Origin of the sequence: Pusillimonas sp. ANT_WB101 (assembly GCF_008369125.1) — a bacterium.
Lineage (GTDB): Bacteria > Pseudomonadota > Gammaproteobacteria > Burkholderiales > Burkholderiaceae_B > Allopusillimonas.
In genome coordinates this window covers 794,786-820,276 of sequence record NZ_VOAY01000001.1, presented here as the reverse complement: position 1 = coordinate 820,276, position 25,491 = coordinate 794,786, and the positions used below count along the sequence as shown (strand labels likewise).

The following is a 25,491-nucleotide window of genomic DNA, read 5'->3' as shown; positions in this document are numbered from 1 at the left end:
ACCCCTAAGAATATCGCCCTTACGCCTGCCCGCTTACTTGGCGATGGCCAGGCGCTGCCAGGTATCAACCACGGTATCCGGGTTGAGCGACATCGACAAAATACCTTCGTCACGCAACCAAACAGCCAGATCAGGGTGATCGCTGGGGCCTTGACCACAAATGCCGACATACTTGCCCGCCTTGAGGCACGCCTGTATGGAACGACGCAACATAAACTGCACAGCCGCATCACGCTCGTCAAAATCGGCAGCCAGCAGCTCCATGCCTGAGTCACGATCAAGCCCCAGGGTAAGCTGAGTCATGTCGTTAGAGCCTATGGAGAAACCGTCGAAATACTCAAGAAACTCCTCAGCAAGAATGGCGTTGGATGGAACCTCGCACATCATGATGACGCGCAGCCCATTTTCACCGCGGGCCAGACCATTTTTGGCCAGCAAGTCGACCACTTTGGCTGCCTGTGGCAAGGTGCGCACAAACGGCACCATGATCTCGACGTTGGTAAGCCCCATTTCGTCGCGCACCTTCTTGAGCGCTTCACATTCCATGCGGAAGCACTCTTCGAACTCTTCGGAGACGTAACGCGACGCGCCACGGAAGCCCAGCATGGGGTTTTCTTCTTCAGGCTCGTAACGCGAACCGCCTACCAGCTTGCGGTATTCATTAGATTTGAAATCAGACAGACGCACGATGACGGGCTTGGGGTAAAACGCCGCAGCCAGAGTACTTATGCCTTCGGCCAATTTTTCCACAAAGAAGGCACGTGGGCTGGCATAGCCACGGGCAGCAGACTCAACAGCCAGCTTAAGTTCGCCATCAACATTTGGGTAGTCGAGCACCGCTTTGGGGTGCACGGCAATGTTGTTGTTAATGATGAATTCAAGTCGGGCCAGCCCTACGCCGTCATTGGGGATTTGCGAGAAATCAAAGGCCAGTTGTGGGTTGCCCACGTTCATCATGATCTTGAGGCCGATTTCGGGCATTTGCCCCCATTTGACCTCTTCGATTTCGGTTTCGATCAGGCCGTCATAGATACGGCCTTCGTCGCCTTCGGCGCAGGAAACCGTAACTTCGAGCCCATTGCCCAGCACGTCGGTAGCATGCGCGCAGCCCACAACTGCCGGAATGCCCAACTCACGCGCAATAATTGCGGCGTGGCAGGTGCGGCCCCCACGATTGGTAACAATGGCAGATGCCAGCTTCATGACGGGTTCCCAGTTAGGGTCTGTCATGTCGGTAACAAGAATATCGCCAGCCTTAACCTTATGCATTTCGGAGACGTCAGCCACAACACGCACACGGCCCGAGCCGATTTTTTGGCCAATGGCGCGCCCGGTGATCAGCACGTCGCCAGTCGCTTTCAAGCGATAACGCTCTTGCACGTCATTGTGTGAAGTTTGTGACTTGACGGTTTCAGGACGTGCCTGAAGGATGTAGATTTTTCCGTCTATGCCATCGCGGCCCCACTCAATGTCCATGGGACGCTGATAGTGGTCTTCGATAATGACGGCATAACGAGCAAGCTCGATGACCTCTTCGTCAGTCAGCGAGTAACGATTGCGCTCCGAAACAGGCACGTCAATAATATGCACGGCCTCACCGGAAACACGCTCGGCGTCAAATTCCATTTTAAGCAGTTTGGAACCAATGCGGCGGCTGATGATGGGGTAATGGCCTGACTTTAATGTAGGCTTGAAAACGTAAAACTCATCAGGGTTGACGGCGCCTTGCACGACGGTTTCGCCCAAGCCATACGACGAGGTAATGAACACCACGTCTTTAAAGCCTGATTCAGTGTCGAGCGTAAACATAACGCCGGCGCTGCCGCAGTCTGAGCGCACCATGCGCTGAATGCCAGCCGACAGGGCCACCTCGGCATGCGCATAACCCCGGTGAACGCGGTATGAAATAGCGCGGTCGTTGTACAACGACGCAAATACGTGCTTGATCTTATCAAGCACGTCGTCAATACCAACCACGTTAAGAAACGTTTCTTGTTGGCCAGCAAATGACGCATCAGGAAGGTCTTCAGCGGTTGCCGATGAACGCACGGCAAAGCTGCCCTTGCCGTCGGCGTCGAGCTCGGCGAACGCAGTGCGGATCGCTTGCTCGAAGTCGGCGTGAAAGGGCGTATCAACAATCCATTGGCGAATTTCAGACCCGGCACTCGCCAGCTCGCGCACATCGTCAGAGTCGAGTGTGCTAAGCCTATCGGCAATGCGTTGATCCAGACCGGTTGACTTTAAAAAGTCGCGAAAGGCGTCGGCGGTGGTTGCAAACCCGCCTGGCACTCTGACACCGGCTTCAGCCAATTGGCTGATCATCTCACCTAGTGATGCGTTTTTACCTCCTACCGAGTCGACATCCGTCATGCGGAGTTGCTCGAAAGACGCTACATAAGACATAAGTCACCTATAAGTAAAAAAAAGCAAGTTTGCTTAGCGCACCATGACCCTGAATAGGATATGGGCCACATGCGCTAGGCAAACCAGCCTTACCCGCTGCCTCGGTGACCATGAGCAGCAGGCTGTGTCTACAGGGCAGTGAATGCCCTTGGATGATGCTTGTTGACACTGAAACCGCGTTATGGCCTGATGTTAGCCTAGGCGTTACACTACCTAGTCCGTTTACGGCGACCAGAATCGCTGTTAACCTTCGCGATTGTACCGTTTATCGGCCCTGATGCGCTCACTTTACTTCCTGTTTCCTCTCCCATGCCTGAAACCCTAATCGAACGCACCGTCTTTGTCGTTTCTGACAGCACTGGCATCACTGCCGAAACCTTCAGTAATTCTGTACTTTCGCAGTTTGACAAGGTTAAATTCGAAGCCATTCGCATTCCTTTCATTGACACGCTCGACAAAGCCAAAGCCGCTGCTGTGCGTATCAATCGCTGCGCCGAGGAACAACAGGCACCACCCTTGGTGTTCAGCACCCTGGTTGATCCCGAGGTTGCACTCATCATCAGTTCATCCAACTGCACGTTTCTCGACCTATTCGGCACATTTGTGCAACACATCGAGCAGGCTTTGGACATGAAGTCCAGCCATTCGGTGGGTCGTTCCCATATGGGCGGGCTATCCAAGCAGTACAACGCCCGTATTGACGCCATCAATTTCAGCCTGGCCCACGACGATGGGCAGTTTGTACACGGCCTGGAGCAGGCAGACGTGATTCTGGTAGGCGTGTCACGCTGCGGAAAAACACCCACCAGTCTCTATTTGGCCATGCAGTATGCAGTCAAAGCAGCCAATTTTCCGCTTATTCCCGAAGACTTTGATCGCGACTCATTGCCCGCCACACTGGCTCCCTATCGCAAAAAGCTTTTTGGCCTGTCTATTCATCCTGACCGCCTGGCCGAAGTGCGCCACGAACGACGCCCCAATAGCGAGTACGCATCCATTAAACAATGCCGCCAAGAGGTCGCCGATGCAGAGCGCCTTATGCGCATGGAGGGGATCCCCTGGCTGTCGACAACCACTAAGTCGATTGAAGAGATTTCTACCAAAGTGCTTGACGAGGTGGGACTAGACCGCCGCATTTACTAATACGATTAACGCTGAAGCACAGGCGCTTTAAAATCCGCTAAAGCCTAAAGCGTCTGATCAGCCATATCCACCACCCTGCTCGCCCTGCGCAGTGGTTCGTTGCTGCAAATTAATATACCAACAAGGCCTGGCGGCGCTGTTCAAACAGGCAAATACCCGCTGCCACCGCAACGTTTAGTGATTCGACCTCGGCAACCTGCGGAATAAACACACGCAGGTCTGCCAGCGCCAGCAACTCAGAAGATGCGCCCTGACCCTCATTGCCCATCAACCACGCACAGCGTGCGGGCAGCGTTGCCGTGAACAGTGATTCGGCACCCTCCAGCGCCGTGGCCACCAAGGGGATATCGAGTCGCTCACGCAAGCCCTGCAAATTTGCGTGCTCGTATATCGCCATGACGAAGTGGGCCCCTTGGGCACTGCGCAAAACTTTAGGCGACCAAGCCGCTACACACCCCTCTGAAAAATACGCATGCTGGATACCTGCTGCTGCCGCCGTGCGCAGCAAGGTGCCTGCATTGCCAGGATCTTGTACCCGGTCAAGCCAGATGCAATTGTGCTCGATACGCGCTGGAATTTGCGAAACCGGCGTTTGCGCCACAAAAAATACGCCCTGCCCGTGCTGTACCTGTGACAACACATGTGCAAGGCGTGGGTCGCAGGTGTAGCCTACCCAATGCGCAAGCATGGAAGCCAAGGCCTGCAACTCAGTATTTGCCGCCAAGCGCTCCGCATCAAACAAGACAATTTGAGGCATGCCCTGGTGCTGCAGCCAAGCCTGGCATAAATGAACACCCTCGAGCAGAATGGGGCGACCCTCATCGTAGCTCTCAACCTGGACGCCGTAAGGAACAGCGTCGTTCTGTGTATGCCCGACCGCAGACACTTGGGGCTTATCTATTAGGGTTCGTTTGCCAGCGGCAATACGCTGCAGCTGTTTGAAGAGCGGGTTATCGCGCGAACTTATGTGCTTCATGAACGGACCGCAAGATCGAGCAGCCGCCGTACGGGTGCAAAGCTGCGTCGGTGGGCCGCGCATGGGCCATGAGCTTGCAGCCTTTCAAGGTGCATTTTGGTGCCATACCCTTTGTGCTGATCAAAGCTGTACTCAGGGTACTGTTGATGCAGCAGCATACAATCTGCGTCACGCGAGGTTTTGGCCAATATCGAGGCAGCGGCAATGGCCGCCACTGTCGCATCGCCACCGATTACGGGCACGGCCACACAGGCCAGGCCCTGCGGCACGCGATTGCCATCGATTAGCGCTTTATCGGGCTGCACAGACAGGCCTTCACAAGCACGTCGCATCGCCAGCATGGTGGCCTGCAAAATATTCAGTGTGTCGATTTCTTCAACGCTAGCGCTGGCAATGCAGTAGGCTGCAGCCTGTTCTCGAATGACAAGGCTAAGTGCCTCACGGTGCAATGCCGTCAGCTTTTTGGAGTCATTTAGCCCTATGATGCGACAGCCTGGCTCCAGAATAACGGCAGCCGCATACACGGGCCCTGCCAGTGGCCCCCTGCCCGCCTCGTCAATGCCAGCAATGTGCAGGCCAAAATGATCGTCGGTGCTGAACAGACCAGGCTGGGCCGCGCGCCTAGGCATGACCTGCCTGCTGCAAGATAGCCTGTGCGGCCAATGCGGGCGTGTCACGACGAAGCGTTTCATGCATAAGCATGAAGCCTTCGGCCACCTGATCGGCATAGTGCTGATCGGTAAGCGCCTTCCAGGAAGCTTCAGCCAGCGCTGCCGGCGTGGCATCGTCTTGCAGCAGTTCAGGCACCACAAAATCACGCGCCAAAATATTGGGCAGCCCAACCCATGGTACAGACGGCCGGGCCTGACCCGATTTCCATTCCATCAGCCGTTTCATCATGGGTGAAAGTACGTACGAAATAACCATAGGCCGCTTGAACAGACTGGTTTCCAGAGTTGCCGTACCGCTTGCAACAAGTACGGCGTCAGCAGCCTCCATCACGTTCCAGGCAGCTGGGCGTGCGTCGTTTGCGGCGAACAGCTGAGCCGTAATGGGGTCTTGCGTTGCTGCGCCCGAATGTTGGTCGATGATGCGGCAATTGGGCAAAGGGTAACTGCGCAGTATGGCTTCGAACTCTTTGCGGCGCTTGATATTGACCATGGGCACCAAAAACTGCAGATTAGGGTCTTGCCGGGCCAATATTTGTGCTGCCTGAAGAAACCGGGGTGCCAGCAGGTTGATCTCTGAGGAGCGACTGCCAGGCAAAATGGCCAGCACCCGAGCCCTAGGGTCTACACCCAGATATTTACGGGCAGTGACCTTGTCAGGCTGCATAGGGATGACACCTGCCAGCGGATGCCCTACATAGGTAACCGGAACCCCTTCTTTCTGATAGATTTCTTCTTCAAATGGAAACAGCACCAACATGTGGGACACGGCTGCGCGTATCTTGTGTATACGCTCGTAACGCCAGGCCCATATTGATGGGCCCACAAAATGTACCGTCGGAATACCCGCCTGCTTAAGCTGATGTTCGAGCCGCAGATTAAAGTCTGGGGCGTCTATGCCGACAAACACGTCAGGCTTGTCGTTAAGCCAACGTTTTTTAACGTTGAAATACGTGTTTAGCAGCCCCGGCAGGCGTTTGAATGCATCAACATAGCCAAAAACAGTCAGCGCATCCATGCTGTGCCAGGCATCTAACCCCTGGCGCGCCATGGCCGGGCCACCGATACCGGTGTAAAGACTTCCAGGGGCCTGTTGCTGCAGGCCTTGCATAACGCGGGCCGCCAGCAGGTCGCCAGATGGTTCACCCGCTACCATGCCGATATGCATGGTCATGCCCTGGCAATGCCGCGCGAAGATGCGGCCAGAAAATCAACCAATGGCGCAAGCGCCTCGGCGGTGGCGGGCTGTTGCTGGCTGATCACTCTGATCTGCGCGCAAGCCTCGTCGACCGACAGCTTGCGACGATATACAAGCTTGTAGGCTTCCTTGAGTGCCGCAATGGCTTCTGCACTAAAGCCCCTGCGACTGAGACCTTCAGAATTGATGCCTACAGGGCGAAATGGGTCGCCTGCACCAATAACATACGGGGGTATGTCTTGCCGTATGGAGCTGGTGCCACCGATCATGGTGTGCGCGCCGATGCGTACAAACTGGTGTACGGCCGACAGCCCACCCACAATTGCCCAATCGCCAATATGAATGTGGCCTGCAAGTTGAACACTATTGGCCAAAATAACCTGATTACCCACCTGGCAATCGTGCGCGATATGCACGTATGCCATGATCCAGTTGTCATCACCCAGACGCGTCACGCCAACGTCTTGGGCTGTTCCCGTATTGATGGTTACATACTCGCGAACGGTATTGCGGTCGCCGATTTCAAGCCGCGTGGGCTCACCGCCATATTTTTTGTCTTGCGGTGCGCCACCAATGGAGCAGAACCGGTAAAACATATTGTTGGCGCCGATGGTGGTATGACCATCGATCACGCAGTGCGGCCCAACAGTGGTGCCCGCACCCAGAGTTACATATTCCCCAATAATGCTATAGGCGCCAACGGTGACATCATCGGCCAGTTTTGCTCCGGACGAAACGATGGCGGTGGGGTGTATTCGTTCAGACATTGTCTTCGAGCACGCGAATGGCGCACATGATTTTGGCTTCTGCCGCTACCTGCCCATCGACAGTCGCCGTAGCGGTGTATTTACAGATTTTACGGCTGATTTTGTCTGCGGTAATTTCTAAACGCAATTGATCTCCCGGCACAACTGGGCGACGAAAGCGCGCGCCATCCACCCCAACCAGGTAATACGCAATTTTTTTATCGGCCGGATTAACATCTTCCTGGCCTTCAAATGAAAACAACGCGGCGGCCTGCGCCAGAGCCTCAATAATGAGCACCCCAGGCATCACCGGGTGATGCGGAAAATGCCCGGTAAAAAAAGGCTCGTTCATTGACACGTTCTTGATGGCCACAATACTCTTGCCTGGCACCATTTCGAGCACGCGATCAACCAGCAGCATCGGATAACGATGCGGCAAGCGCTCCATGATTTGTTTAACGTCGAGTTCCATTTTTTTTTGGGTATCCTGCCTGCTTGCGGCGCCAGCATGAGCGTGGCGCTTGGTGGAAAAATAATTACGGTTTGTTTTTTTCAGCGGCCCTGACACGGCGGCGCAATTGCGATAACTGCCCGAGTACGGCTGCGTTTCGTTGCCATTGGACATGTTCATCAAACGGGTAAACCCCGGTGTAACGCCCCGGCTTGGAAACATTGGATGTAATGGCAGTACCCCCCGACACATGCACATCGTCGCCCAGCACCAGGTGGCCTGACAGCATTGCCGCCCCGCCTATGGTGCAACGGCTGCCTATGGTGGTTGAGCCCGCCACACCCACACACGCCGCCATGGCGGTATGATCGCCAATTTTTACGTTGTGACCGATCATGATCTGGTCATCGAGTTTGACCCCATTGCCAACCAGCGTGTTTTCGAGTGCGCCACGGTCAACCGTGGTATTGGCGCCGATTTCGACATCATTGCCCAGCTCAACACCGCCGATCTGGGCGATTTTGGCCCAGGCTCCAGGCTCGTTGTGCGGATCAGGTGCAAAACCGAAGCCATCTGCCCCCAGCACGCAGCCCGAATGCAAAATGGCACGGTCCCCCACATTGACATGGTGATAGAGCGTGACACGTGCATGAAGCAAACAGTCGCGGCCTAGCGAACTTGCTGCGCCAATGACACACCCTGGCCCCAGACGCGTACCCTCACCAATGTGCACATCGTCTTCGATGACACACAGGGGGCCTATGCTGACACCTGGGCCGATTTGAGCCGACGCTGCCACGATGGCACTGGGGTGAATGCCTTTTTCGAGCGCATTAAGCCTGTGCTGGTCAAACCACTGCGCCAGCAGGGCATACATAAGATAAGGCTCACTGCACAAGACCACACGATAGCCATGATCAGGCGTCGTGTAAGCCTGATAGGCGGATTGCGTCATGATGACAGCAGCCGCCTTGCAGTGGTTCAGCTGTTCGTGCAGGCGCGAATTAGCCAAAAAACTGACTTCATCGCGGCCAGCCGACACCAAAGAGCCCAAGCCCCTGATCAGGGGCCCGGGCTCGTCGGCGGAATCAACCAGCTGCCACTCCAGACCTGCGGTATTAGCTTCAGCGAGCAACTGCTGCAACGTAGGCGCCTGTTCAGGCGCTAGCAATACCGGCATCTTGAATTAACCGCCCAGGGCTTTCATGACCTGATCGGTAATGTCTACCCGTGGGCTGACAGTGACGGCGTCTTGCAGAATAAGGTCGTAACCCTGCGCTTCAGCAATCTTTTTGATGGCTGCATCGGCACGCTCGACAATGCTGGAGAACTCTTCATTGCGGCGGCGGTTGAAGTCTTCTTGGAACTCACGACGTTTGCGCTGCAGATCAGAGTCAAGGTCGGCGAGCTTACGCTGGCGCTTGATGCGGTCAGACTCGGATATGACGGGAGCGTCTTTGTCGAGCTTTTGCGCCTCGCTGCGCAACTGGTTTGCAAGGCTTTGCAGTTCAGTGTCGCGCTTTTTGAATTCAGCCTCGATTTTGGCCTGTGCTGCTTTGGCTGGCTTGGAGTCGCGCAAAATGCGCTCAGTACTCACGAAGCCGATTTTGGTGGCCTGTGCATGAACGGGTGCCGCGATAGCAACGCTCATACCAAGTGCCGCTGCCAGCACGAGTGCCCGATTGCTGCGACCGATGCCATTGGCAACGGAAGTAAGTTTTAATGCGAATTTAGACTTCATGAAAAATCTACCTTGCGAAAATGCATAGATAAAAAAGCTATTGTGCCATTAAACACGCTGTATCAGAAACCAGTGCCGATCTGGAACTGGAATGCCTGCTTGTCGTCGCCCCTCTTGGCGTTGAGTGCCCGGCCCCATGACAGCTGCAACGGCCCCAGTGGCGATTGCCATGAGAAACCTAAGCCAGCAGCGTACTTCCAGCCGCATGGATCTTCGGCATAGTTGTCAACACCGCGCATACAACCACCTGCGGTGTTGTCTACACGGCCTGCATCGGCAAAGATGAACCAGCGCAGAGTGCGGTCACGCGTAGCTCCAGGAAACGGCAAGTATAGCTGTACGTTACCTACCATGCGACGGGAGCCGCCAAGATAATCGTTAGAACCTGTATCGCGCCCACCCAGTGATGCCCCCTCATAACCACGGACCGAGCCGATGCCACCACCGTACACGTTTTTGATGACCGGAAAGTCTTTGTTGCCATAGGCACGGCCCCAGTCGAGCAAACCGTTAAAGGCCAGAGTAAAGGAGCGGCCTAGTGGCAGATAGTACTGTTGCTGCGCGCTGAGCATGTAGTACTGGAGGTCTAGGGTGGAAACATCTGCAGACAGACGCGTGTAGTTGCCCTTGTTCGGAACCAGAGCGCTGTCGCGTGTATCTTTGGACCAACCCACGTTAAAAATAAAGGCGTTGGTAGACTCGCCGTACTGCTCGACGAAGTCTTTATATGCCTGAGGTGTAGTGTCGCGCAACCGGCTGAGCTTGTTGTTTTCGAAGCTAACGCCTGCAAAAACACGATCACTTTCTGAAATGGGTACGCCGAAATTAAGCCCACCACCCATCGCCGTTACCCGATAGTCGCCATCAGAATAGTCGTTGTCATAAGGCGTGGTGCGGCGATAGTACAGAGAAGTTGTCTTGCTGACGCCGTCGCGGGTCCAGTATGGATCAGTATGCGAAACAACCACAGCGCGGTTGGTTTCGCTGGTGTTGACCTGCAGAGAAAGCGTGTTACCACTGCCGAAGATGTTGTCTTGGCTAATGCCTGCAGACAACATGAGCTTATCGGTAGACCCGTAACCAACCCCCAGGTTGATAAGGCCCGTGGGCTTCTCTTTGACGTTGACGTTGATGTCGATCTGATCGGTTGACCCGGCCACCGGTGCAGTAGTGACGTTGACTTCGTTGAAGTAGCCAAGACGATCAACGCGATCGCGTGAGGCTTTAATGGCATCACCGTCGTACCAGGCGGCTTCCTGCTGACGCAATTCACGCCGTATGACTTCGTCACGCGTACGCGTGTTGCCGCCAACCTGTATGCGTCGAACATAAACGCGCTGGCCAGGATCAACAAAAAACGTAAGGTCGGTTTCGTGCGTAGCGCGGTCAAGCACCGGGTTGGGGTTGACGTTGGCAAACGCATACCCCAACGTACCGAGGTACTCGGTAATGGCCTTGACCGTTTGGTTGACTTTGGCAGCCGAGAATGTTTCGCCTTCCTTGATATTTACCAAGGGCTCGATCTTGTCGTTAAGGTCAAGCAGCTCGCCGGCGAGCTTTACGCTACGTACGGTATAGGGCTCGCCTTCGTGAACCGTATAGGTAATGAAAATATTCTCGCGGTCTGGGGAGATCGATACCTGCGGCGCTTCGGCAGAATACTCGAGATAGCCACGATCAAGGTAAAAGGAGCGAAGTCGCTCTACATCGCCCTCGAGCTTTTCGCGCGAATACCTGTCGGTATTGGTATACCAGGTCATCATGCCGTTAGTCGTGAGATCCATTTCTTTGAGCAAGGTACCTTCTTTAAAGGCCTTATTGCCCACGACGTGGATTTCTCGGATTTTGGCGCGGCCACCTTCGAAGATCTCGAAACTTACACCCACGCGATTACGCGGCAACGGCGTAATAATTGGATTAACTTCAACACCGTACTTGCCCTTGGACAGATACTGTTGCTCGATTTCGAAACGCGCGCGCTCAAGCATGGCGTTATCAAACACACGCCCCTGCCCAAAACCGACCTTGGCCAGCGACTGCGTAATGGCCTTGGCGTCGAACTCGCGCATGCCATTAAACGTTACCGATGCAATCGTGGGGCGCTCTTCGACCGTAACCACCAGCACATTATTGCTGGTATCAATACGCACGTCGTTGAAGAAACCCGTGGAGTAAAGCTTCTGTATGGCTTCGGCGGCCTGGGCTTCGGTAAACTGCTCGCCGACTTTAACAGGCAGATAGCTGAAAACCGTGCCTGCGTCGACGCGCTGAATGCCCTGTACCTGGATGTCTCGCACCACGAAAGGTGTAAACGCATTTGCAATGCCTGGTATGACCAGTGCTGCCAGCAATGCGGGAAGACCGCGTCTGACAAAGTGTAGTTTCCGGCTAAACGACATCCTGGAGGATCCTCGGGCGATTAAATAGTGGAAGATTGTAAGACACAACGCCTCTAGCTGAAAAGGCGCGAAAAATCGTTAAAGAACGCCAGGCCCATCAACGCAACAAGCAGACCAAGCCCAACACGCTGCCCGTTTTCGAGCCATTTTTCAGGAACAGGCTTGCCGCGAATAGCTTCGACAGCGTAGTACATGAGATGCCCGCCGTCCAGCATGGGGATCGGCAACAAATTTAACACGCCTATGCTGACGCTGATTAGTGCCAGAAACCCTATATAGGCTGCCAGGCCGATACGCGCCGTCTGACCGGCGTAATCTGCGATAGTAACCGGGCCGCTAACATTTCGCAGCGAGATATCGCCAACAACCATGCGACCCATCATTTTTAGCGACAACCAAACGGTGTCAACCGTGCGTGTAACGCCGCGCCTGGCACTATCAAACAGACCATAACGAACGGTAACCATTGGAAAATCAGCGCCCAGCATAACGCCAATGCGCCCCACTTCGCGACCGTCGTCCCCTGATTCTGCCTTGGGTGCCACGTTTAGTGCAACGGGCGCACCATCTCGCAGCACCGTCAATGGCACAGACTTGCCCGCATGCTCCTGGATGTGCTTGATAAACACCTGTGCGGTCGGTTGCTGGACACCTTCAACGCTAAGGATAATATCGCCTTCGCGCAAGCCAGCGTGCGCACCAGGGCTGCCCACATTGACGCTTTTTACGACCGGCCGTGGCAAGGCAAGGGCAAGCCCCGCCTCGGCCATGGGGTCTGCACCATCGGGCTCGATCTGTTCTGCCTGAAAACGCAAGACACGTTCTCGCTGCGCGCCGCTCTCGCCCTCTACCGTTACACTCGCTTCACCCCCGCTGGTAACCGCGTCAAGCAGCTGCCAGCGCACCTCGCTCCAGGACTTGACGGGTTGGTCGTTGACCGCCAATATGCGGTCCCCACCCAACAGGCCGGCCTGTGCTGCCGCTGTACTGTGCGCAGGAGGTGCAAGCACGGCTGCAGGCTCGCTTGTGCCCATCAGGTTCAGCAGCGTATACAGTATGGCCGCCAGTAACAGATTGGCGAAAGGGCCAGCCATGACGATGGCACTGCGCTGGCCCAGGGTTTTACGGTTAAACGCTTGATCCGCCTCGGCAGGCGATGCCCCCTCAGGGGCGTCATCAAGCATTTTTACGTACCCACCCAGAGGTATGGCCGAAAGTGCCCATTCTGTGCCATGCCTGTCGGTACGACGTGCAAGCACTTTGCCAAACCCGACCGAAAAGCGCAGTACGCGAACGCCACAAAGCCGGGCGACCCAATAGTGGCCCAGTTCGTGAAAGGTAACTAAAACGCCAAGTGCGAGGGCAAAGGCAATCAGGGTAAAAAGCATGGAATCCTGGAAAAAATCGCGCGTCAGACGACCGACGTACAAAGCTCTATAGCGATGCCTCGGGCACGTGCGTCGAGCTCGAGCACATCTTCGAGCGTGTCAGGCCCCGGCAAACTCTGCCGGGCAACCCGGTCAAGACTCGCCTCAATAATGCGCGCGATCTGAGTATAGCCAATTTGTTCTTTCAGAAATCGATCTACAGCCACTTCATTGGCTGCATTTAGGGCAACACAGGATGCCTGCCCCTCTACCAGCGCCTCAAACGCCAGCCTCAAGCAAGGGAACCGGGCGTAATCGGGGAGTTCGAAGTCAAGGCGACCCAGTGCAGCAAGCTGGAGCAAGCCCACCCCGCTTTCGATACGCTGCGGAAACCCCAGACCGTAAGCAATGGGCGTACGCATGTCGGGCTGCCCCAATTGCGCAAGAATGGAACCGTCTTCGTATTCGACCATGGAATGCACCATGCTCTGCGGGTGAATCAACACCTGGATGCGATCAACAGGCATGGCAAAAAGCCAGTGAGCCTCAATAACCTCAAGCCCCTTGTTGAGCATGGTCGCGGAGTCAACCGAAATTTTACGGCCCATGCTCCAGTTTGGGTGCGCACATGCCTGATCGGGCGTAACGTGATCTAGCTGGTCAAGTGCCGTACACCGGAACGGCCCACCCGAAGCCGTAAGCAGCAGGCGGCGCACCCCTTTTGCCGGCTCGGTCGGCGCCGACGCCGACGCATTGGTTGGCAGGCACTGAAAAATGGCGTTGTGCTCGCTGTCTATGGGCAGCAGTTCGGCCCCATGATTGCGCACCGTACGCATAAACAAACCGCCCGCAGCCACCAGCGCTTCTTTGTTGGCCAGCAGCACGCGCTTGCCCGCCTGGGCCGCAGCAAGTGCCGACGGCAAGCCTGCAGCGCCGACAATAGCGGCCATGACGGTCGTAACCTCGGGATCGGCAGCCGTATCGGCCAGTGCCTGAGCGCCAACGCGAATTTCAGGAAGCGGCCTAGCGGCTGGCCAGGCCTGTATAAAGCGCGCACGGGCGGCTGTGTCGACAACAATAACAACGGGGGCCGATGTGGCGGCTGCCTGGGCAGCCAGCCGCTCAACGCGGCTGTGTGCGCTCAAAGCATACACGGCCATCGAGTCAGGATGGCGAGCGATGACGTCAAGTGTATTTTCGCCAATAGAACCGGTAGAGCCCAACACACACACGCGTTGAAATTTCATCAGATTGGAAGCCCCGTCAGTAACAAAGCCAGTGGCGCCACGGGCAACAGTGCATCAATACGATCGTAGACACCACCATGGCCGGGCAGGAGTTGGCTGGAATCTTTAACACCCGCACGTCGTTTGAGCAATGATTCAAACAGGTCACCCACTATGGAGATCGCTGCCAGCCCAATGGCAATAAGTATGACGATGCCGACCGGCCAACGCAAGGCCAGTGTCGCACCGAAACTTCCGGGCCAATACGCGCTGATTAACACCCAGGCCGTGGCAGCCACAACGCCGCCCACGGCACCCTCCCAGGTTTTGCCGGGGCTAACCTTGGGGGCCAGTTTATGGCGCCCTATCGCCCTGCCGACAAAATAGGCGGCGATATCGGCAAACCAGATGAGGGCCAACAGAGATACCAGATACCAAGCGCCGTGCAGCAAATAGAGCTGCACCAGTGACGCCCAGACGGCCACAACGGCGAAGATGCCAAACAAACTAAGCCAGACACAATGCGCCTTGCGCTGCGCCTGCCCACGCACAACCATGGCCGTGGCCGCTGCAACCCAGATAATGGCCACACCAGGTATAACCCAGTAATTAAGCCCGCTTCGCAGCTCAAGCGCCCAGGGCGCGGGCGTTGCGGCAAGCCATTGGTAGGCAACTGCCAACATTGCGACCCCCATGAGCACGCCCAGTATGGCGGGCATGGCACCTGACGTCTTTAGCCAGGTGAGCCGCAGCCACTCGAAGAGCGCACAACCCGCCGTAAGGGTAAGTAGCAGCACCAACGGCCATGGGCTGGCAGCAAGCAATGCCCCCAGCAGTATCACGAGAAGGATAATGGCAGTGATGATGCGCTGCTTGAGCATTCAACAACCTCTGTTAGTTTTTTGCGGCGAGCTGGGCGCTGGTGCGCCCAAAGCGGCGCTCCCGAGCCTTATACCAATCGATGGCGGCGTCAATCTGCGCCGTCCCGAAATCAGGCCAGTAATCGGGCGAAAAATAAAGCTCAGTATAGGCGAGTTGCCAGATGAGAAAATTGGAAATGCGCTGCTCGCCACCGGTACGAATGAACAGATCGGGTTCGGGCGCATAGGACATGGATAAATACGGTGCCAGCGCTGCCTCGTTAAGGTCGGCCGGATTCTGCGCGAGGTCGGGCCGATCTTCAAGTAAGCGCCGCATCGCTTGGAGGATATCCCAGCGACCGCCATAGTTGGCCGCAATGGTAAGAACCAGCGCTGAGTTATGAGCCGTGCGCGCCTCGGCCTCACGAATAAGTTTTTGTAGACCGGGCTCGAATGCCGAGAGGTCGCCCACAATGCGCAGCCTGGCACCGCGCTTATCGAGCTTGTTGACTTCTTTTTCAAGGGTTTGAATAAAAAGCCGCATGAGCAACGATACTTCTTCGGCCGGTCTGCGCCAGTTTTCGGAGCTAAACGCAAACAGTGTCAGGTATTTGATACCGTGGCGGCCACAGGCTTCGACAACGCGCCGTACAGCTTGCACGCCTCGTACATGCCCCGCTGTGCGGGGCAGAAACCGGCTTGTAGCCCAACGCCCGTTACCGTCCATGATTATGGCAAGATGGCGCGGGACGTCGGTGTTATCCGGAATGACTAATGTGGTAGAACTGCCGGGCATATAGCGTTTCAAAACTGGCGGCTACACCGTCATGATCTCGGCTTCTTTAGCCGCAACGAGCTTGTCAATTTCAGCTACGTGTTTGTCAGTGAGCTTTTGCACGTCATCTTGTGTGCGACGCTCGTCGTCTTCGCTGATTTCTTTGTCTTTGACCAGCTTTTTGAGGGTTTCATTAGACTCGCGGCGAATATTTCGCACGGCGATTTTGGCGTCTTCACCCTCGTTACGCACTACCTTGGTCAGATCGCGCCGACGTTCTTCGGTAAGCGCAGGCATGGGCACACGAATGCTTTCGCCCATGGAGATGGGGTTGAGCCCCAGGTCGGAATCACGGATGGCCTTTTCAACAGGCCCCGCCATGTTTTTTTCCCATACCTGCACATTAATAGTGCGGGCATCAACCAGGTTGACATTGGCAACCTGACTGACAGGCACGGGCGAGCCATAGTACTCGACCATTATGTGATCAAGAATGCCGGCGTGCGCACGGCCGGTGCGAATTTTTGCAAGGTTGGCCTTGAGCGTATCTATCGATTTGCCCATGCGTGACTCTGCCGAATTTCTGACCTCTGAGAGACTCATTACAATTCCTTCGTCAAACGTGTACCAGGGTGCCTTCGTCTTCGCCCAAAACGGCACGTTTCAGGGCTCCTGGCTTATTAATAGAAAATACCTTGATGGGTAGCTTTTGGTCGCGACACAATGCAAACGCCGTGGCATCCATAACCTCAAGACGGCGCACAATGGCCTCATCGAAGCTGATGCGTGCATAGCGTGTGGCATCGGGGTCTTTATTGGGGTCGGCACTATAAATGCCGTCAACCTTGGTCGCCTTGAGCACGATTTCTGCGCCAATCTCGGCGCCACGCAGCGCTGCTGCCGTGTCAGTGGTAAAAAACGGGTTGCCGGTACCCGCAGCGAACACAACCACTTTACCCTCTTCGAGGTAACGCAGCGCTTTAGGACGTATGTAGGGCTCGACGACCTGGTCTATGTTGAGTGCGGACTGGACACGGGTGTCTATGCCGCGGTGTTTAAGGGCATCTTGCAAGGCAAGCGCGTTCATGACCGTAGCCATCATACCCATATAATCGGCTGTGGCGCGATCCATGCCCTGGGCCCCAGGCGCCAGGCCTCGAAAAATATTGCCGCCGCCGATGACAATGGCCAACTCGACGCCCAGCGTCGCAACTTCGGCTATCTCTTCAGTCATGCGCAATATGGTGGCGCGGTTGATCCCAAAGGCATCTTCGCCCATCAGCGCTTCGCCGGACAGTTTGAGCAAGACGCGCTTATACGATCTCGTGGTCATAGGTAGTTTCCCAGGTGAACAATCCAACGAAAGTGTAAGCCAGACCCAGGCCCGCGTGTATACACAGACCTGGATTATTTCGCCGAAGCCTGATGAGGCTGCGGCAGGTCGGAGGCGGCTGAAGGAAAATACCTGACCAGTCGCCGATCGAGCCAGGCTCGACCGGGCCTGGTGAAAACAGGCAAGAGCTTGCCTGCCTGAAGAAGCATTACGCCTTAATTGCCGCCTGCTGCAGCAGCAACTTCAGCGGCGAAGTCTTCGGATTTTTTCTCGATGCCTTCACCCACAACATAAAGCGTATAACGCGAAATGCTGGCATTTTTTTCTTTAAGCATCTGCTCAACGGTTTGTTTGTCGTTTTTGACAAACGGCTGCGAAAGCAAAGTAACCTCTTTGAGGAATTTTTGCACGCTGCCTTCTACCATTTTGGCGACGATCTCGGCAGGCTTGCCTGATTCGGCAGCTTTTTGCTCGGCAACCGAACGTTCAGCGGCGATCGCCTCAGGCTCAACACCGCTGACGTCAAGCGCCTTAGGCTTGGTGGCAGCAATGTGCATGGCCAGATCTTTACCTGTTTCTTCTGGGCCGGAAAAGTCAACCAATACACCAATTCTGCCGCCATGAACGTAGCTGGCGAGCCGGTTGGTGGTTTCGAAACGCTGGAAACGACGCACAGCAAGGTTTTCGCCGATTTTGCCTACCAAAGCTGCGCGAGTGGTTTCAACCGTACCTTCACCCATAGGGAGTTCAGACAATGCGGCTGTGTCAGACGGATTTGTTTCAGCAACGAGCGTGGCCAACTGGTTGACGAAACTGATGAAATCGTCGTTTTTAGCCACAAAATCGGTTTCGCAATTAATTTCGATTACAGCGCCGGTTTTGCTGTCGGGAGCGATGTAAAGGCCAATGAGGCCCTCAGCGGTAACGCGTGTGGCGGCTTTGCTAGCTTTGTTGCCCAGCTTGACGCGGAGAATCTCTTCGGCGCGGGCCATATCGCCTTCAGCTTCGGTGAGCGCTTTTTTGCACTCCATCATGGGAGCGTCGGTTTTCACGCGCAGTTCTTTAACCATGGATGCGGTAATTTGAGCCACTATGTTCTCCAGTATTTTAAGACACGCCCCGGACAGGCCGGGGCAAATGCGGGTGACAGACAGACCCGTCACCAACGCCGTGCGGCGGGATGTGCCGACCTTAAACGCACGCCCGGCGCGACACACTGGGTGCCGGTCGGGCTGGCCTGATCGACGGGGCGGGCCCCGCCCGCCCGTAGCAGCTTATTCGCGCTCGTCTTCGACTTCGACGAACTCTTCGTTGCCTTCGGAGATCTCTTCGACCAGACCATTGAGGGCCTGTTCACGACCTTCGAGGATGGCGTCAGCCATGCCGCGAGCGTACAGAACGATTGCCTTGGCCGAGTCATCGTTGCCGGGGATTACATATTCAACGCCGTCTGGCGAGTGGTTGGTATCGACCACGCCGACCACCGGAATACCCAAAGTGCGGGCTTCGGCAATAGCAATTTTGTGGTAGCCAACGTCAATGACAAACAGCGCATCAGGCAGCGTGTTCATGTCTTTGATACCGCCAATGCCCTTATTGAGCTTGGCAAGTTCACGTTCGAACATGAGGGCTTCTTTTTTGCTGGCGGTTTCTGTGCTGCCTTCAACGAGCTGGCCTTCCATTTCTTTTAGGCGCTTGACCGAGCTTTTGACCGTTTTGAAGTTGGTCATCATGCCGCCCAGCCAACGGCTGTCTACATAAGGCATACCACAGCGCGCAGCTTCAGCGGCAATGGTTTCACGCGCAGCGCGCTTGGTACCAACAAAAAGCACGGTGCCCCCCTTGGCCGCGATCTGGCGCACAAACTTGGTGGCCTCTGCGTATTTGGCAACAGTTTGCTCAAGGTTGACGATGTGAATTTTATTACGCTGACCAAAGATGTAAGGTGCCATCTTTGGGTTCCAGAAACGGGTTTGGTGGCCAAAGTGCACACCAGCTTCAAGCATTTCGCGCATTAAAGACATGATACTCTCCAAGGGTTGGGTCTTGTACCGGGGCCTGTATCTATTGGCAAGCGCCTGCTTTAAAGCAGGCAGCTAAACTAAGACACCCTTTAAGTGGCCCGGCACGCGATTTTGATTATTGGCCTGCCCAAAGTGGCAGCCAAATAGGCTTCCCTGAAAAGCGGTTTACAAATTTCAGGAAAGCCTATAATTCTACTATTATTTTCACACTGTAAGCAAGCGACTATGATTCCACTCGTTACCGATCCCGCCGACCTCGAAAAAATGCGCGCCGCCTGCCAGGTTGCTGCGTCAATTCTAGATTTTCTCGCTCCTCACGTGCAGGCGGGGGTGACAACCGGCGAGCTTGATCGGCTATGCATCGATCACATCACCAATGAGCTCAAGGTTGAGTCTGCAACCGTAGGCTACGCACCTCCTGGCTATACCCCCTTTCCCGCCTCCATCTGCACCTCGGTCAACCATGTAATCTGTCATGGCATCCCTGGCGACAAGGTGCTTAAAAACGGTGACATCATGAATATCGACGTCACTATTATCAAAGACGGCTGGTTCGGCGACACCAGCCGCATGTTCTACATCGGCGAGCCATCCATTCTGGCCCGGCGTCTCGTCGAAACGACCTACGATTGCATGTGGTTGGGCATTGAACAGGTACGCCCGGGCGCCACACTGGGTGATATTGGCCATGCAATACAGAAACACGCCGAAAAACAGGGTTTTTCAGTTGTACGCGAATATTGCGGCCATGGCGTGGGCCGCAAGTTCCACCAAGATCCGCAGGTGCTGCATTACGGCAAACCTGGCACCGGCACCAAGCTGGAGCCAGGCATGATCTTCACGATTGAGCCCATGATTAACGCCGGCCGTCGCGATATCCGCACCCTTGCAGATGGCTGGACTGTCGTTACACGTGACCACAACCTATCGGCCCAGTGGGAGCATTCGCTGGTTGTTACTGACACAGGCTATGAAGTGCTGACGGTATCTGAGGGTATGCCTCAGCCGCCCGCCTTCGTCAAGGCAGTTGCCGCCTGAAGCCTCACGTACCCGGCGTTGACAATCCGCCTCCGGCAGGCCCACGCCGGCATGCCATTCCCGCCATGAACGCTCCATCACTCACCGTCCTGCGTGATCAGCTAGCCAGTCGTCGAGCCGACGCCATTACGGCATTTCGCAGCCATTTGCGGCCCGACACCCTGCTTACCGCATTGCGTCGTGTAACCGACCAGGCGTTGCGCGGCCTGGTGCGGCTGCACCCACTGCCTGCGGGCGCTACCTTGGCTGCCGTGGGCGGCTATGGGCGTGGCGAGCTCTTTCCGTTTTCAGACGTAGATGTATTAGTGCTGCTTCCGCACCAGCCTTCGCACGAAGAGAGCAGCCAGATCGAAACGTTAATCGCTGCAATGTGGGATCTGGGCATTGAGCCTGGCCACAGTGTGCGCACTATTGAAGATTGTCAGCACGAAGCCGCCAACGATATTACCGTCGAGACCTCATTGATGGAATCTCGCTGGCTGATTGGCAGCCGCAGTTTGCTGCGTGAGCTGCAGGCGATCATGCTTGATCAGCTCGACCCGCAATCGTTTTTTCAGGCCAAACGCTCTGAAATGCAACAGCGCCACGCCCGACACCAAGACACCCCCTATGCGCTGGAGCCCAACTGCAAGGAAGCTCCAGGTGGCTTGCGCGACCTTCAAGTGGCTCTTTGGGTTGCGCAGGCGGCAGGTTTGGGACGAACCTGGAAAGAAGTTGTTCGTACCGACTTGCTGACCGCCGCCGAGTTTCGCAGCCTGCGACGGGCTGAACAGGCCTTCAAGCGCCTGCGCATCGAACTGCACTTGCTGGCAGGGCGACGTGAAGACCGCGTGCTGTTTGACCTGCAACCGGGGCTGGCCAGCATTTACGGGTTTGAAGCCACGCGCAGCAGACGCCCCAGTGAGCTGCTTATGCAGCGGTATTATTGGGCGGCTCGCGTGGTAAGCCAGCTTAATATTATTTTGATGCAGAGCCTCGAAGAGATTTTATTTCCGCTTCCTGAAGACCAGGTGCGCACGATTGATGATGATTTTTTCGCGGTACGCGGGCACTTGGGCATATTCCGTGATGATGCGTTCGAGCGTAACCCTGCCCTGCTGTTTCGCGCATTTCTGGTCATGCAGGACCACGAAGAGATCACTGGCATTACCGGGCAGACCATGCGGGCTATGTGGCATGCACGCAGACTGATTGACGCGCAGTTTCGTCGCAACCCGGTAAATCGTCGGCATTTTCTCCAAATATTTCAGCAGCCGCGCGGTATCGTGCATGCGTTGCGGCGTATTACCATGCTGAATATTCTGCCACGCTATTTGCCGGTGTTTCGCCGCATTGTCGGGCAAATGCAGCATGATCTGTTTCATGCTTATACGGTAGACCAGCATATTCTCATGGTTATCCGTAATTTGCGCCGCTTCACCATGCCCGAGCATGCCCAGGAATACCCGCTCGCCAGCCATCTCATCGCTGACTTCGACCGCCACTGGCTGCTGTATATTGCCGCCCTTTTTCATGACATTGCCAAAGGCCGCGGCGGCGATCATTCTGAATTGGGCACAATTGAAGTGCGGCGGTTTTGCATACAGCACGGCATCGAAGGTGAAGACCGCTCCTTGCTCGAGTTCTTGGTGCGCCAGCACCTAACCATGTCTATGGTTGCCCAGAAACGAGACCTATCAGACCCCGATGTCGTCCGCGAATTTGCCATGTGTGTTGGCAACGAGCGCCGTCTTACCGCGCTGTACCTGTTGACGGTGGCCGATATACGCGGAACCAGCCCTAAAATCTGGAACTCCTGGAAGGGTAAGCTGCTAGAAGACCTTTATCGGCAGACGCTAAACATGTTGGGTGGCGCGCAACCCGATACGCGCACCGTACTGGCGCAGCGCAAAGAGGCGGCGGCCACCGAAATCCGCCTGATGGGGCTGCGCAACGAAAGTCGTGATCAGTTCTGGAGCCAGCTCGATATCGCCTATTTTCTTCGCCATGAAGCAAGCGAAATTGCCTGGCACACCCGGCAGCTTTATTACCGGGTCAATTCAGATGTGCCTGTTGTAAAGGCACGTGTGCTGGATCAGAACGAAGCACTGCAGATTATGGTTTATACGCGTGATCGCGCTGATCTTTTTGTGGATATCTGCCGCTATTTTGATCGTCGCGCATTAAGTGTGCAGGATGCGCGCATTCATACTACCCACCACGGTTGGGCACTTGACAGTTTTATTGTGTTGCTTGCATCACACGATAAAGACTATCGCTCTAATGCGTCGTTGATCGAGCACGAACTTGGCCAAGCACTTTTGCCCATCGAAACCCAAGAACCCAAGACTGCCATGCAACGGGTGATGCGGCAACGCGGGTCTCGTCGCGCCCGAGTGTTTCCTATAGTGCCAAACGTCGTCCTTCAACCTGACGAGCGTAGTGCTTCGTGGCGTTTATCCGTCACATCGGCCGACCGACCTGGGCTTCTGTACAGCCTGGCCCAGGTATTTGCGCACCATGGCATTGATCTGAAAATGGCCAAAATCATGACGCTGGGTGATCGGGTAGAAGACATCTTTATTATTGAAGGTGCCGTGCTCGGCCACCCCCGTTTGCAGCTCCAGTTTGAGCGACACCTATTCGAAACACTCGATAACGCGAGCAACTGATATAAACTCTTTCTTTTGCCGGCAGACACAAGCCTTGGCCTCATTATCATGCCCAAGCATGCTGCAGTACCAAACTGCCTTAATTTGTGCTTTTGAACGTGCTGCACCAAACAAAACTCCACTACTACTCGGTTGATTCATGACGCTTCGCAACCATGCCTTATTGCACCTTATCGCCCTGCTCTGCGTAGGCGCTGTCGGGTTTGCCCTTGTCACACAGCATGTGTTTGGCATGCGCCCCTGCGCCTGGTGCGTGCTGCAGCGGCTTATGTTCTTGGTGATTGCCATAGTGTGCTGGGCGGGTGTGCTTCTTGCGCGGTTTAAGGCTGGTTTTGCGCGGCTTTCAGCCGGTTTGGTGGTTTTGCTAAGCATGGGGGGTATTGCGGCAGCCTGGTATCAGTATGCCGTGGCTTCCATGATGTTTTCCTGTGATCGCACCTTTGCTGATCGATTCATGGTTAGCAGTGGTCTTGACGCTGGCGTACCATGGCTTTTTGGCATTTTTTCCACGTGCATGGACGCGCGCGTCACCCTGCTGGGTGTAGAGTACGCCTTGTGGAGCATGGCGCTTTTTGCACTTATAGGCGTGCTGGCGTTGACGAAGCTGCTGCGCCGCGCCGACTAAGCACCATAAGGCAGCCACAGGCACCCAAATCGCCTCTGCGTGTATGCGTTCACAGCTGGCAGCCTCGCTGCCAACTCATCACACGCAAGCAAGACAAAGCGCTCTCTGAACGAGCGGTACTGCCACGTACATGCTGTTCAGGCTGGGCCTGCATCGCTGCTGGCTTCACGACGCGCTTTACACTCATAACAAGATCGACCAGCCCCGCCTCTTTGGATGGTGCGGTTGGCCTCGCACAATCTGTTCAAACTGGGCTTGCTTCACGGCCGGCCTCGCAGCGCGCCCACCACCCACAAGATGGACCGCCCCCCCCTCTGGAGGGTGCAGCGCGCCCCGTGCAGCTTGTTCAGATCAGTCTTGTTTACCGCTTGTGGCCATTTCGCCCGCTGCCGGGCGCTCGCCGCGGGTACGGCTCAGGCGCTCAAGGTACGCATCATCAATGTCGCCTGTAACATACTGCCCGTTAAAGCAAGACGATTCGAATGCCTGCATGTGAGGGTTAAGGTCGCGAATGGCCTGCTCCAGATCGCCCAGCTCTTGGTACACAAGGCCATCAGCACCGATTTCTTGGGCAATTTCGCCGGTGTCTCGTCCGACCGCAATTAGCTCTGCCTGTGTGGGCATGTCAATGCCGTATACGTTGGGAAACCGTACGGGTGGCGCCGCCGACGCAAAAAACACCTTGTTGGCACCTGCTGCGCGAGCCATATCGACGATTTCGCGGCTGGTGGTACCACGTACGATGGAATCATCGACCAGCAGCACGTTTTTGCCGCGAAACTCCATGTCTATGGCACTGAGCTTTTGGCGTACCGATTTTTTGCGCACTGCCTGACCCGGCATAATAAATGTGCGGCCTATATAACGGTTTTTGATGAAACCTTCGCGATAATCCAGACCAAGCCGCGAAGCCAGTTGCATTGCTGAAGGCCGGGACGAATCAGGAATAGGCATGACGACGTCGATATCACCAAGCCGCAAGGCCTTGGCGACATTGTCGGCAAGATACTCACCCATGTGAAGACGGGCATGATAAATAGACACCTTATCCATGACTGAATCGGGGCGCGCAAAATAAACGTACTCGAACGCGCAGGGAGTAAGCATGGGCGCTTCAGCACATTGCCGGCTGGTCAGATTGCCATCGAGGTCAATAAAAATAGCCTCGCCGGGCGCAATGTCACGTTCAAGTGTGTAGCCGCAACCCGTAAGCGCCACCGACTCGGACGCAATCATCCATTCTTTACCCTTAGCGGTGTGCATAGAGCCCAAGCACAAAGGGCGAATACCATGCGGATCACGAAAGGCGACCATGCCATAGCTGGCGATTTGTGAGATAACGGCATAAGCACCCCGCGCGCGCCTGTGCACGGCGCTGACTGCCCTGAAAATGGCATCGTCATCGAGCGTGGAACCATGCGAGGCCTCTTGCAACTCGTGGGCGAACACGTTGAGCAAGACTTCGGAGTCTGAGTTGGTGTTGATGTGCCGACGGTCTATGCGAAAGAGTTCTTCGCGCAGCTCGCGCCAGTTGGTAAGGTTACCGTTATGCACGAACATGATGCCAAACGGCGCATTGACATAAAACGGTTGAGCCTCGTCGACGCTTTCGCTGGAGCCCGCCGTGGGGTAACGCACCTGACCCAGGCCGCTAGCGCCCGGCAACGAACGCATATTACGCGTACGAAACACGTCGCGCACCAGCCCGTGCGCCTTGTACATATTAAAAAACTGCTCATGTGACGTCGAGATACCAGCTGCATCCTGACCTCTGTGCTGCAGCAACAGAAGGCTGTCATAGATCAGCTGGTTGACGGGGCCGGCGCCAGCCACCCCTACGATTCCGCACATCGATGTATTCCTGTAA

At 55.6% G+C, this 25,491-nt stretch carries 22 protein-coding genes; 4 read left to right on the top strand and 18 right to left on the bottom strand.

The window, feature by feature from the left end; translation table 11 throughout:
• Window positions 1-33 precede the first annotated feature (33 nt).
• Window positions 34-2,403 carry a phosphoenolpyruvate synthase gene (gene ppsA / locus FQ179_RS03865; protein WP_149395938.1) on the bottom strand — a complete coding sequence of 790 codons (2,370 nt, stop codon included), beginning with the start codon at window positions 2,401-2,403 and terminating at the stop codon, window positions 34-36.
• 309 nt (window positions 2,404-2,712) lie between these two features.
• Between ppsA and FQ179_RS03860 the strand changes: the two genes are divergently transcribed.
• Window positions 2,713-3,546, top strand: a complete 834-nt coding sequence (locus FQ179_RS03860; RefSeq protein ID WP_149395937.1) for a pyruvate, water dikinase regulatory protein — start codon at window positions 2,713-2,715, stop codon at window positions 3,544-3,546.
• A 109-nt stretch (window positions 3,547-3,655) separates the two neighbouring features.
• Here the strand turns inward: FQ179_RS03860 and FQ179_RS03855 are convergent, their stop codons facing one another.
• From FQ179_RS03855 to rpsB, 16 genes are all read right to left on the bottom strand, one after another.
• A complete protein-coding gene (locus FQ179_RS03855; RefSeq protein WP_149395936.1) occupies window positions 3,656-4,522 on the bottom strand; it encodes an RNA methyltransferase in 867 nt (288 codons plus the stop codon).
• The gene (gene rnhB / locus FQ179_RS03850; protein WP_149395935.1) at window positions 4,519-5,151 is read right to left on the bottom strand and encodes a ribonuclease HII; all 633 of its coding nucleotides are present in this window, start codon (window positions 5,149-5,151) and stop codon (window positions 4,519-4,521) included. Before rnhB ends, FQ179_RS03855 begins: the two co-directional genes overlap by 4 nt.
• On the bottom strand, window positions 5,144-6,364 hold the full coding sequence (lpxB, locus tag FQ179_RS03845; protein WP_149395934.1) for a lipid-A-disaccharide synthase: 1,221 nt from the start codon (window positions 6,362-6,364) through the stop codon (window positions 5,144-5,146). Before lpxB ends, rnhB begins: the two co-directional genes overlap by 8 nt.
• The gene (lpxA, locus tag FQ179_RS03840; protein WP_149395933.1) at window positions 6,361-7,155 is read right to left on the bottom strand and encodes an acyl-ACP--UDP-N-acetylglucosamine O-acyltransferase; all 795 of its coding nucleotides are present in this window, start codon (window positions 7,153-7,155) and stop codon (window positions 6,361-6,363) included. Before lpxA ends, lpxB begins: the two co-directional genes overlap by 4 nt.
• Window positions 7,148-7,606 carry a 3-hydroxyacyl-ACP dehydratase FabZ gene (gene fabZ, locus FQ179_RS03835; protein ID WP_149395932.1) on the bottom strand — a complete coding sequence of 153 codons (459 nt, stop codon included), beginning with the start codon at window positions 7,604-7,606 and terminating at the stop codon, window positions 7,148-7,150. Before fabZ ends, lpxA begins: the two co-directional genes overlap by 8 nt.
• 64 nt (window positions 7,607-7,670) lie before the next feature.
• Window positions 7,671-8,765, bottom strand: a complete 1,095-nt coding sequence (gene lpxD / locus FQ179_RS03830; protein WP_149395931.1) for a UDP-3-O-(3-hydroxymyristoyl)glucosamine N-acyltransferase — start codon at window positions 8,763-8,765, stop codon at window positions 7,671-7,673.
• Between the two features lie 6 nt (window positions 8,766-8,771).
• Window positions 8,772-9,326, bottom strand: coding sequence for an OmpH family outer membrane protein (locus tag FQ179_RS03825; protein WP_149395930.1), 555 nt, complete (start codon window positions 9,324-9,326; stop codon window positions 8,772-8,774).
• Window positions 9,327-9,388: 62 nt separating this feature from the next.
• The gene (gene bamA / locus FQ179_RS03820; protein ID WP_149395929.1) at window positions 9,389-11,725 is read right to left on the bottom strand and encodes an outer membrane protein assembly factor BamA; all 2,337 of its coding nucleotides are present in this window, start codon (window positions 11,723-11,725) and stop codon (window positions 9,389-9,391) included.
• Between the two features lie 53 nt (window positions 11,726-11,778).
• On the bottom strand, window positions 11,779-13,113 hold the full coding sequence (gene rseP / locus FQ179_RS03815) for an RIP metalloprotease RseP (protein WP_149395928.1): 1,335 nt from the start codon (window positions 13,111-13,113) through the stop codon (window positions 11,779-11,781).
• 23 nt (window positions 13,114-13,136) lie between these two features.
• Window positions 13,137-14,339, bottom strand: a complete 1,203-nt coding sequence (locus tag FQ179_RS03810; RefSeq protein WP_370459831.1) for a 1-deoxy-D-xylulose-5-phosphate reductoisomerase — start codon at window positions 14,337-14,339, stop codon at window positions 13,137-13,139.
• Window positions 14,339-15,199: a phosphatidate cytidylyltransferase gene (locus FQ179_RS03805; RefSeq protein ID WP_149395926.1), complete on the bottom strand. Its 861-nt coding sequence runs from the start codon at window positions 15,197-15,199 to the stop codon at window positions 14,339-14,341. The genes FQ179_RS03810 and FQ179_RS03805 overlap by 1 nt, the downstream gene beginning before the upstream one ends.
• Before the next feature lie 13 nt (window positions 15,200-15,212).
• Window positions 15,213-15,974 (bottom strand): polyprenyl diphosphate synthase, encoded by a 762-nt coding sequence (gene uppS / locus FQ179_RS03800; RefSeq protein ID WP_149395925.1) that lies wholly within the window; start codon window positions 15,972-15,974, stop codon window positions 15,213-15,215.
• A 21-nt stretch (window positions 15,975-15,995) separates the two neighbouring features.
• Complete coding sequence (gene frr / locus FQ179_RS03795) at window positions 15,996-16,556, bottom strand: ribosome recycling factor (RefSeq protein WP_149395924.1); 561 nt, start codon at window positions 16,554-16,556, stop codon at window positions 15,996-15,998.
• A gap of 13 nt (window positions 16,557-16,569) precedes the next feature.
• Complete coding sequence (gene pyrH / locus FQ179_RS03790) at window positions 16,570-17,286, bottom strand: UMP kinase (RefSeq protein ID WP_137237245.1); 717 nt, start codon at window positions 17,284-17,286, stop codon at window positions 16,570-16,572.
• A gap of 215 nt (window positions 17,287-17,501) precedes the next feature.
• Window positions 17,502-18,377, bottom strand: coding sequence for a translation elongation factor Ts (tsf, locus tag FQ179_RS03785; RefSeq protein ID WP_149395923.1), 876 nt, complete (start codon window positions 18,375-18,377; stop codon window positions 17,502-17,504).
• Between the two features lie 183 nt (window positions 18,378-18,560).
• Window positions 18,561-19,310, bottom strand: a complete 750-nt coding sequence (gene rpsB / locus FQ179_RS03780) for a 30S ribosomal protein S2 (RefSeq protein ID WP_149395922.1) — start codon at window positions 19,308-19,310, stop codon at window positions 18,561-18,563.
• 228 nt (window positions 19,311-19,538) lie between these two features.
• On the opposite strand from rpsB, the gene map reads away from it, so the two are divergent.
• The 3 genes from map to FQ179_RS03765 all read left to right on the top strand — a co-directional run bounded on the left by map (window position 19,539) and on the right by FQ179_RS03765 (window position 23,624).
• Window positions 19,539-20,348: a type I methionyl aminopeptidase gene (map, locus tag FQ179_RS03775; protein ID WP_149396897.1), complete on the top strand. Its 810-nt coding sequence runs from the start codon at window positions 19,539-19,541 to the stop codon at window positions 20,346-20,348.
• A 65-nt stretch (window positions 20,349-20,413) separates the two neighbouring features.
• Window positions 20,414-22,999, top strand: a complete 2,586-nt coding sequence (locus FQ179_RS03770) for a [protein-PII] uridylyltransferase (protein WP_149395921.1) — start codon at window positions 20,414-20,416, stop codon at window positions 22,997-22,999.
• Between the two features lie 139 nt (window positions 23,000-23,138).
• A complete protein-coding gene (locus FQ179_RS03765; protein WP_149395920.1) occupies window positions 23,139-23,624 on the top strand; it encodes a disulfide bond formation protein B in 486 nt (161 codons plus the stop codon).
• A gap of 351 nt (window positions 23,625-23,975) precedes the next feature.
• On the opposite strand, the gene purF is transcribed toward FQ179_RS03765, so the two are convergent.
• Window positions 23,976-25,475, bottom strand: a complete 1,500-nt coding sequence (gene purF / locus FQ179_RS03760; RefSeq protein ID WP_149395919.1) for an amidophosphoribosyltransferase — start codon at window positions 25,473-25,475, stop codon at window positions 23,976-23,978.
• Window positions 25,476-25,491: the final 16 nt, after the last annotated feature.

Bases quoted from the DNA above. Each gene is read 5' to 3' on its own strand.
- FQ179_RS03825 (WP_149395930.1), bottom strand. From the start codon at position 9,326: ATGAAGTCTAAATTCGCATTAAAACTTACTTCCGTTGCCAATGGCATC.
- lpxB (WP_149395934.1), bottom strand. From the start codon at position 6,364: ATGACCATGCATATCGGCATGGTAGCGGGTGAACCATCTGGCGACCTG.
- FQ179_RS03805 (WP_149395926.1), bottom strand. From the start codon at position 15,199: ATGCTCAAGCAGCGCATCATCACTGCCATTATCCTTCTCGTGATACTG.
- bamA (WP_149395929.1), bottom strand. From the start codon at position 11,725: ATGTCGTTTAGCCGGAAACTACACTTTGTCAGACGCGGTCTTCCCGCA.
- rseP (WP_149395928.1), bottom strand. From the start codon at position 13,113: ATGCTTTTTACCCTGATTGCCTTTGCCCTCGCACTTGGCGTTTTAGTT.
- FQ179_RS03860 (WP_149395937.1), top strand. From the start codon at position 2,713: ATGCCTGAAACCCTAATCGAACGCACCGTCTTTGTCGTTTCTGACAGC.
- pyrH (WP_137237245.1), bottom strand. From the start codon at position 17,286: ATGACCACGAGATCGTATAAGCGCGTCTTGCTCAAACTGTCCGGCGAA.
- FQ179_RS03855 (WP_149395936.1), bottom strand. From the start codon at position 4,522: ATGAAGCACATAAGTTCGCGCGATAACCCGCTCTTCAAACAGCTGCAG.
- lpxA (WP_149395933.1), bottom strand. From the start codon at position 7,155: ATGTCTGAACGAATACACCCCACCGCCATCGTTTCGTCCGGAGCAAAA.
- frr (WP_149395924.1), bottom strand. From the start codon at position 16,556: ATGAGTCTCTCAGAGGTCAGAAATTCGGCAGAGTCACGCATGGGCAAA.
- fabZ (WP_149395932.1), bottom strand. From the start codon at position 7,606: ATGGAACTCGACGTTAAACAAATCATGGAGCGCTTGCCGCATCGTTAT.
- lpxD (WP_149395931.1), bottom strand. From the start codon at position 8,765: ATGCCGGTATTGCTAGCGCCTGAACAGGCGCCTACGTTGCAGCAGTTG.
- FQ179_RS03765 (WP_149395920.1), top strand. From the start codon at position 23,139: ATGACGCTTCGCAACCATGCCTTATTGCACCTTATCGCCCTGCTCTGC.
- FQ179_RS03810 (WP_370459831.1), bottom strand. From the start codon at position 14,339: ATGAAATTTCAACGCGTGTGTGTGTTGGGCTCTACCGGTTCTATTGGC.
- ppsA (WP_149395938.1), bottom strand. From the start codon at position 2,403: ATGTCTTATGTAGCGTCTTTCGAGCAACTCCGCATGACGGATGTCGAC.
- rnhB (WP_149395935.1), bottom strand. From the start codon at position 5,151: ATGCCTAGGCGCGCGGCCCAGCCTGGTCTGTTCAGCACCGACGATCAT.
- FQ179_RS03770 (WP_149395921.1), top strand. From the start codon at position 20,414: ATGAACGCTCCATCACTCACCGTCCTGCGTGATCAGCTAGCCAGTCGT.
- rpsB (WP_149395922.1), bottom strand. From the start codon at position 19,310: ATGTCTTTAATGCGCGAAATGCTTGAAGCTGGTGTGCACTTTGGCCAC.
- purF (WP_149395919.1), bottom strand. From the start codon at position 25,475: ATGTGCGGAATCGTAGGGGTGGCTGGCGCCGGCCCCGTCAACCAGCTG.
- uppS (WP_149395925.1), bottom strand. From the start codon at position 15,974: ATGCCCGGCAGTTCTACCACATTAGTCATTCCGGATAACACCGACGTC.